We start from the raw sequence: 5595 nt of genomic DNA, 5'->3' as shown, positions 1-5595 counted from the left end.
GGACACCGGCCTGCTCGCACGCGAGCGAGAATGCACCGGCCCCCTCCGCGTCGGTTGCATACCGCAAATTCTGGTTGACCTTGAGCACCGGTCCGGCGCCCCCCCCCCAACCGGGGGGGGGGGGGGGGCGGGGCCGCGACGGCAACGATATCGGGAGGCACTGCCCGGGATGCGAAGCGGCGGAGCACCGCGGTGCCCACATTTCCGCTCGCCCCCGTGACGACGACCCGCTTCAGCGACCGCGCCATGCCTCGTCGATCTGCGGGTATGCGGCCGCAATCCGGTCGACCCCGGCATCGTCGGCCGTGTCGATCTCGGCCCGGTGCCGTTGGGCAGTCACGAGTGCACCTTTCGGTCGGCCGGTTCCCGCGGTCTCGTCGTCCACGGGCGCGTCGGCCTCGAGTTCGTGGATCACTTCGTCGAGCCGCAGTGCCACGAAGTCGCGCTTGCTTTCACTCATGCTTCCTCGCCTCGCCTCTGCGCTTCAGCGTGCCGACTTAGCGGCATTCTTCTCCGTATGCGCATCAGCATTGGCCAGAGTGCCGGACGCGCTCTCGAGATGTGCGCGGACGAACCACTGGAACTTCTCCAGCTGACCCGTCTGTCCGATGAGAAGGTCCTCGGTGATGGGGTCGATCTTGCCGACCTTCGAGATCGCCTTACGATTGTCGGTGATGAGACCGTCGTACACGAGATCGAGTGCGGCAAGGTGCGCCTGCGCAGTATCGCGGACGACCGAATAGTCGTCCCACGTCCTGTACTTCGCGATAGCACCGGGCGTTCCGAGCGGGGATTCACCCAGCGCCGCAATGCGCTCGGCCACCTCGTCGGCGTAGCCGCGTACGAGTTCCACCTGCGGATCGATCATCTCGTGAACGCCTATGAAGTTCGGTCCCACAACGTTCCAGTGGATGTGCTTCAACGTCAGATGCAGATCGTTGTAGGCACTGAGCCGCTCCTGCAGTACGCGCGCAACGCCGGCGCCGTCCTTGTCGCTGAGGCCGGGCACCGTGTAGTTCGACGTGGACTTCGACATGTTTCGTCTCCTCGGGGTGCTGTTGTAGGTGACGACTGCATACCCCGCCGAACACGGATCCGAAACCTCGGACTGTGCCGAGCTGACTGTCACGGGGGTTTCGTCGCGCCGATCCCGGGCATTCGATCGGTGAACGAGAAGACCGTCGAGAAGGAGTACTGCAGTGATATCTGTCGAACCCGGCACCGTCGTGGTCTACACCGATGTGGTGTGCGGCTGGTCGACCGTCGCGCTCGCTCGTTTCCTTCGGGAGCGAGACGCTGCGGGCCTTTCGGATCGTCTCCGCCTCGACCACCGTCTCTTTTCCCTCGAAGACATCAACAGGTTTCCGGTTCCGAAGCGCTACCTGGATGCAGAGTTCCCCGTATTAGGAGCGTGCGAACCGGATTTCGGATGGAAGCCGTGGCAGGGAGACGCCGCGACGTGGCCGTGCACATCACTGCCGGCGAACGAAGCCGTGCACGCAGCCAAGCTCCAGTCGTTGCAGGCCGCGGAGGAACTCGATATGGAGATACGGCTGGCATTCTTCCGCGACAGCCGCACGATCTCACTGCATCACGAACTCGTCGACATCGCATCGCGATGCCCGCACGTGAATGTCGATGTCCTCGCCGAGACGCTCGACGCGGGCACTGCCCGAGCAGCGATGATGCGCGACTACCGAACGCACGTCTCGCAGGTACAGGGCAGCCGTTGCCTTCTGGTGAACAAACGTAAACATTCCCTGTTTGCTTCGCCATCAGGCAGCCTCACCTTCCGATGAGACAGTCCCGGTCTGACCGACAATGTTGTCGTGCCGGGTTGACGCTTCATCGCCTGCAGCGTTGACCACTCGCGTGGTCGCGGACTCCTGCGTGGCTCCACGTCCGTCTCCACCCGAATCGGTGGCGGCCGGGCTACTCCCGGTACCGGTCCCCGTGTCACCCGTGCGGTGGGTGTCGCCGAGGCGGGCGAGGTTGATCGCGGCATTACGATCGCGATCGATCGTCAATCCGCAGTGCTCACACACATACGTCCGGTCCGCGAGGGTCAGGTTTGGTTTTCGCCTGCCGCATCCCGAACACGTCTTGCTGGAGGGAAAGGACCGGTCGGCCTCCACCAGCACCGAGCCGTACCAACGGGTCTTGTAGGACAGCATCCGCCGGATCTGCGCCAACGCCGCGTCCGCGAGCGCCAGGTTCAGGCCCTTCTTCCGCGCCCCACCCGCCGAACGCATCCCCGACGCGTTCAACGTCTCCACCGCGATCACCTGATGCCGCTGCGCCAACTCGGTGGTGGCCTTGTGCAGCACATCGCGGCGCACCGCAGCCGCATGGGCGTGAGTCCGGCCGATCCGGCGTTGCTGTTTGATCCAGCGTTTCGACGGCTTCTGCTTCGTTTCGGTGGCCACATCGTACGGACCACGCTGCCGCGCGGCCCTGCGCTGCAAGGCCCGCAGCCGGGCCTGGGCAGCGGTCAGCGACTTCGGGGCCGGAACCCGGTCGAGTTCGCGTCCGTCCGGTGCCGCGACAACGATCAGGGCGTCGGCCTTCACGCCGACGTCGACACCGACCACCGGCTCACCGGCCCCGATGTGGCCGGGTACCTCGACCGCACGGTGCACGAGCACCTGAAAGGCGACATGCCACCGACCGGCCGAGTCCTCAGAGACGGTGGCGGACAGTATCCGCGCGGTGCCCGCCTCGATCCGGCGGGCGAGTTTCCGGGTCGACTCGAAGGTCTTGATCCGCCCCAGCCTCGGGAGGGTGACGTGATGCCGATCGGTCTCGACCCGGATGGTGCCGGTAGTGAACCGCACCGACCGGCGAGACTTCGCGGTCTTGAAGCGAGGGAACCCGATGGTTTTCCCGGCCCTCTTACCCTTGCGGGACTTCGACCACGCGTCGAGGCCGCGGGCGAGAGCGTCCAACCCGGAGTTGTATGCCTCTTTGGAGTTCTCGTCCCACCACGGCGCGACCTCGTGTTTGCGGACGTTCCATTGCTTGCGCAGACCCGCGAGCGACCATCCCAATGCCGGTGTCAACTCGTCGTCGGCGATGCCGTAGGTGCGTTCGGCCTGCCGCTGGTTCATGACCGCTTTCACAGCGGCGAGCATCGTATTGTGCGCCTTACGGGCACCGCCAGCATGCGACCGGAACGCCCGCACCTGGCTGGGTGTGGGGTCGAGCGCGAACTTGTAGGCCTGCGCGGTCCAGCCGTCGAGGATCTCGAACCGAGCCATCACACCACCTCCGGCTGCGCGGTGGTGGTGACTGTGCGCATCGCACGAGTGCGCGCATGGTTGTGGCCGTAGAGGCGGGGACACATCGAGGTCGGATCCTCGATGATGTCCCGCACCGGATCGTGGTTCTGGCCATGGTCGGTCACCACGATCCGGCGGTCCTGCGCCGACAGGGCCACCGTCGGATGCAGGGCTCCGAGCCGGGTCGGACGGTCGCGGTACGTCACGATGATCATGCTCGCAGAGGGGTCCGACATTTAGCCTGTGGGTGCGCCCACTCGGTCGGCTTCACACGCCTTGTGAAACACAGCGGATACACGCATCGTCGTCAGGTCTGCCATGATGCCGAGCAGGGCCGGACCGGGGAGCCACGGCGGTCCCGGCACCGGGGAGTGGCGCAATTCGGGTGTCAGTGGATCTTCACTCCCGTCGCGGGCGACGAGGCAGCGTCCGGTGACGGAAGCGAGCCCGGGATTTTCCTCGAGGACGCGACCGCGCGGGTGAGCGCCCCGGCCTGCCACCGCGTGTCGTCGTCGCAGAACGACACGTAGGGAGTACGCACTCGTTCGATCGCCACATTGCGGCCGACGGCTCCGAGACTATCGTCGGCGGCGATCAGTTCCACCTGTGGGTAACGGTAGGAAATCGCAGCAGCTGTACGTCGTCCGAGGCGTTGTCGACGACGATGATCGGCGCAGCATCCGGTAACGCGACCATATGCTCGAGCGTTCGCAGCACTTCGTCTCGCCGATTGTGGGTGATCATCACTACGGTGACGCGCGGCTCCCGGCCGTTCACCGTACGGTCCCCGCGCCCTCGAGCATGCGGATCCGCTCCTCTATGTGGTTCGGGGCGGCGCCGTCCACGGAGGACGGCAGGCGTTCGAACGACGAGTTCCGGGACGACCGGAAACATCGACGGAGTGCGCACGACTCTCCGCGCCACATCGCCCATCGCACGGCCGCACCGGCCGGGAGGACGGCGCAGCAGGATCGTGAGAGTCGCGTTCCTGAGCTCGCGCCGGATCCTCGGAGGGCCCCGGCAGACCGGGCGCATGCCCGAGCGGGCTGTGAGCCATCTGCTCACACACCGGATCCGGTCGACCCGAGGGCATGACCGTCACAGCGGCGGCGATCAGACCGACCGTCGGAAACCGACCGTCGGAAAACGATCGAACAGCGCTTCGGCCCGAGCCGGCGAGTCGTCGACCCACCAGGAGTCGTCGTCACAGAAGGCAACGAACTCCGTGTCGGCGAGACCCGCACCCACCGTACGTGCGGCGGCACCGTCGTTTCGCCGCAACCGGATCGGCCTCAGTCGGTCGGGCCGATCCAGGGTCTCCCGCAGGCTTTCGACCGCAGCGAACGTACCGTCGCGGGACGCGTTGTCCACCAAGATGATCGGATGCTCCCTGATGGAGCGTGAGGAGACGGTGTCGAGGAGTTCGGCGCACCGGTCGCGGGTGGCGATCACCACCGTGGTGCGGTGTGTGGGCATCACCCGCAACGGCTACCCTCGCGCCGGGCCTCCAAACTCCCGGTCAGACCTCAGAACCCGGTCAGACCTCAGAATCGGAGTCGTTCTCATCGAGTCTGTGCACAGCCGCTTCCTCTGCCGATGCTGCGCCGCCGTCGATGCCGACGTCGGTACCGATGAGGTCCTTCTCGGTGTCCGCTGCCGTTCCTTCGTCGGGCGCCACGAGCCGACCCGAGCGCTCGTCGCCGACTTCGTCGTCGCGAGCCGGGTAGTCGGCACGTGCACCGACCTGTGCGTCGTCGAGCGCAGGGTCCGGCACTTCTTCCTCGAGGCGGGATTCGAGGCTGTCGTGAGGTTCCATCGCGAGCGGCCGCTCCGGTGGTGAGTACCCCTCGTCCAGGATGTCCTGACCGCGATCGATGAGCGTGTCCTCCGGCTGCAATTGGTTCTCGTCGTCGACGCTGTATTCGCCGGGAACACTCGCCCCGGGGTTCTCGGATGTAGGCATATCTCCGACGATGCCACTCCGCGCGGGTCGCCGCCATCGTTTCGAGTTGTGGGAAATTCCCGAAGGCTTCATGTTTCACGACCGGTGTCAACGGGTACCTGAGGTTCACCCTCCGATGCCGACCGGCGACGGAAAACACAGCGAGGTGACGCGATGATCATTCTGGGATTGGTGCTACTGGTGGTCGGATGGCTGACAGGAATCTCCATCCTCACCACGATCGGGGTGATCCTCCTGGTGGGCGGGGTGATCCTGGCAATCCTGGGGGCTACAGGCAGGGCCATCGGTGGCCGCGCCCATTGGTATTGACATCCGGCAGATCTGCGGCGGGGCCGAGGCGATGATCGCCTCGGC

Annotated in this window: 10 protein-coding genes; 2 read left to right on the top strand and 8 right to left on the bottom strand. The window is 65.8% G+C overall.

What is annotated here, in order from left to right:
• Nucleotides 1–232 precede the first annotated feature (232 nt).
• Together ACFWCF_RS26215 and ACFWCF_RS26210 are read right to left on the bottom strand one after the other, a co-directional pair.
• On the bottom strand, nucleotides 233–460 hold the full coding sequence (locus tag ACFWCF_RS26215; RefSeq protein ID WP_378568008.1) for a hypothetical protein: 228 nt from the start codon (nucleotides 458–460) through the stop codon (nucleotides 233–235).
• A 24-nt stretch (nucleotides 461–484) separates the two neighbouring features.
• Complete coding sequence (locus tag ACFWCF_RS26210; protein WP_378568005.1) at nucleotides 485–1036, bottom strand: Dps family protein; 552 nt, start codon at nucleotides 1034–1036, stop codon at nucleotides 485–487.
• Nucleotides 1037–1199: 163 nt separating this feature from the next.
• On the opposite strand from ACFWCF_RS26210, the gene ACFWCF_RS26205 reads away from it, so the two are divergent.
• Nucleotides 1200–1799, top strand: coding sequence for a DsbA family protein (locus tag ACFWCF_RS26205; protein ID WP_378568002.1), 600 nt, complete (start codon nucleotides 1200–1202; stop codon nucleotides 1797–1799).
• On the opposite strand, the gene tnpB is transcribed toward ACFWCF_RS26205, so the two are convergent.
• From tnpB to ACFWCF_RS26175, 6 genes are all read right to left on the bottom strand, one after another.
• Entirely contained in the window at nucleotides 1776–3257 is a 1482-nt protein-coding gene (tnpB, locus tag ACFWCF_RS26200; protein WP_378567999.1) for an IS607 family element RNA-guided endonuclease TnpB, read from the bottom strand. The two genes, ACFWCF_RS26205 and tnpB, sit on opposite strands and share 24 nt — an antisense overlap.
• Nucleotides 3257–3514 (bottom strand): hypothetical protein, encoded by a 258-nt coding sequence (locus ACFWCF_RS26195; protein ID WP_378567996.1) that lies wholly within the window; start codon nucleotides 3512–3514, stop codon nucleotides 3257–3259. Before ACFWCF_RS26195 ends, tnpB begins: the two co-directional genes overlap by 1 nt.
• A 152-nt stretch (nucleotides 3515–3666) precedes the next feature.
• Nucleotides 3667–3882 (bottom strand): glycosyltransferase family 2 protein, encoded by a 216-nt coding sequence (locus tag ACFWCF_RS26190; RefSeq protein WP_378567993.1) that lies wholly within the window; start codon nucleotides 3880–3882, stop codon nucleotides 3667–3669.
• A complete protein-coding gene (locus ACFWCF_RS26185) occupies nucleotides 3873–4055 on the bottom strand; it encodes a glycosyltransferase family 2 protein (RefSeq protein ID WP_378567990.1) in 183 nt (60 codons plus the stop codon). The genes ACFWCF_RS26190 and ACFWCF_RS26185 overlap by 10 nt, the downstream gene beginning before the upstream one ends.
• Before the next feature lie 336 nt (nucleotides 4056–4391).
• Nucleotides 4392–4754 carry a glycosyltransferase family 2 protein gene (locus ACFWCF_RS26180; protein WP_378568010.1) on the bottom strand — a complete coding sequence of 121 codons (363 nt, stop codon included), beginning with the start codon at nucleotides 4752–4754 and terminating at the stop codon, nucleotides 4392–4394.
• Nucleotides 4755–4815: 61 nt separating this feature from the next.
• Nucleotides 4816–5241, bottom strand: coding sequence for a DUF5709 domain-containing protein (locus ACFWCF_RS26175; protein WP_378567987.1), 426 nt, complete (start codon nucleotides 5239–5241; stop codon nucleotides 4816–4818).
• 153 nt (nucleotides 5242–5394) lie between these two features.
• On the opposite strand from ACFWCF_RS26175, the gene ACFWCF_RS26170 reads away from it, so the two are divergent.
• A complete protein-coding gene (locus ACFWCF_RS26170; protein WP_378567984.1) occupies nucleotides 5395–5550 on the top strand; it encodes a hypothetical protein in 156 nt (51 codons plus the stop codon).
• The last annotated feature ends 45 nt before the right edge of the window (nucleotides 5551–5595 follow it).

It is taken from the genome of Rhodococcus sp. NPDC060090 (genome assembly GCF_042729855.1).
In the GTDB taxonomy this organism is placed as follows: domain Bacteria; phylum Actinomycetota; class Actinomycetes; order Mycobacteriales; family Mycobacteriaceae; genus Rhodococcus.
This window is presented reverse-complemented; position numbering and strand designations above follow the sequence as displayed.

Excerpts from the sequence above, each read along its gene's own strand:
- tnpB (WP_378567999.1), bottom strand. The coding sequence starts at position 3,257 with ATGGCTCGGTTCGAGATCCTCGACGGCTGGACCGCGCAGGCCTACAAG.
- ACFWCF_RS26170 (WP_378567984.1), top strand. The coding sequence starts at position 5,395 with ATGATCATTCTGGGATTGGTGCTACTGGTGGTCGGATGGCTGACAGGA.
- ACFWCF_RS26180 (WP_378568010.1), bottom strand. The coding sequence starts at position 4,754 with ATGCCCACACACCGCACCACGGTGGTGATCGCCACCCGCGACCGGTGC.
- ACFWCF_RS26210 (WP_378568005.1), bottom strand. The coding sequence starts at position 1,036 with ATGTCGAAGTCCACGTCGAACTACACGGTGCCCGGCCTCAGCGACAAG.
- ACFWCF_RS26175 (WP_378567987.1), bottom strand. The coding sequence starts at position 5,241 with ATGCCTACATCCGAGAACCCCGGGGCGAGTGTTCCCGGCGAATACAGC.
- ACFWCF_RS26215 (WP_378568008.1), bottom strand. The coding sequence starts at position 460 with ATGAGTGAAAGCAAGCGCGACTTCGTGGCACTGCGGCTCGACGAAGTG.
- ACFWCF_RS26195 (WP_378567996.1), bottom strand. The coding sequence starts at position 3,514 with ATGTCGGACCCCTCTGCGAGCATGATCATCGTGACGTACCGCGACCGT.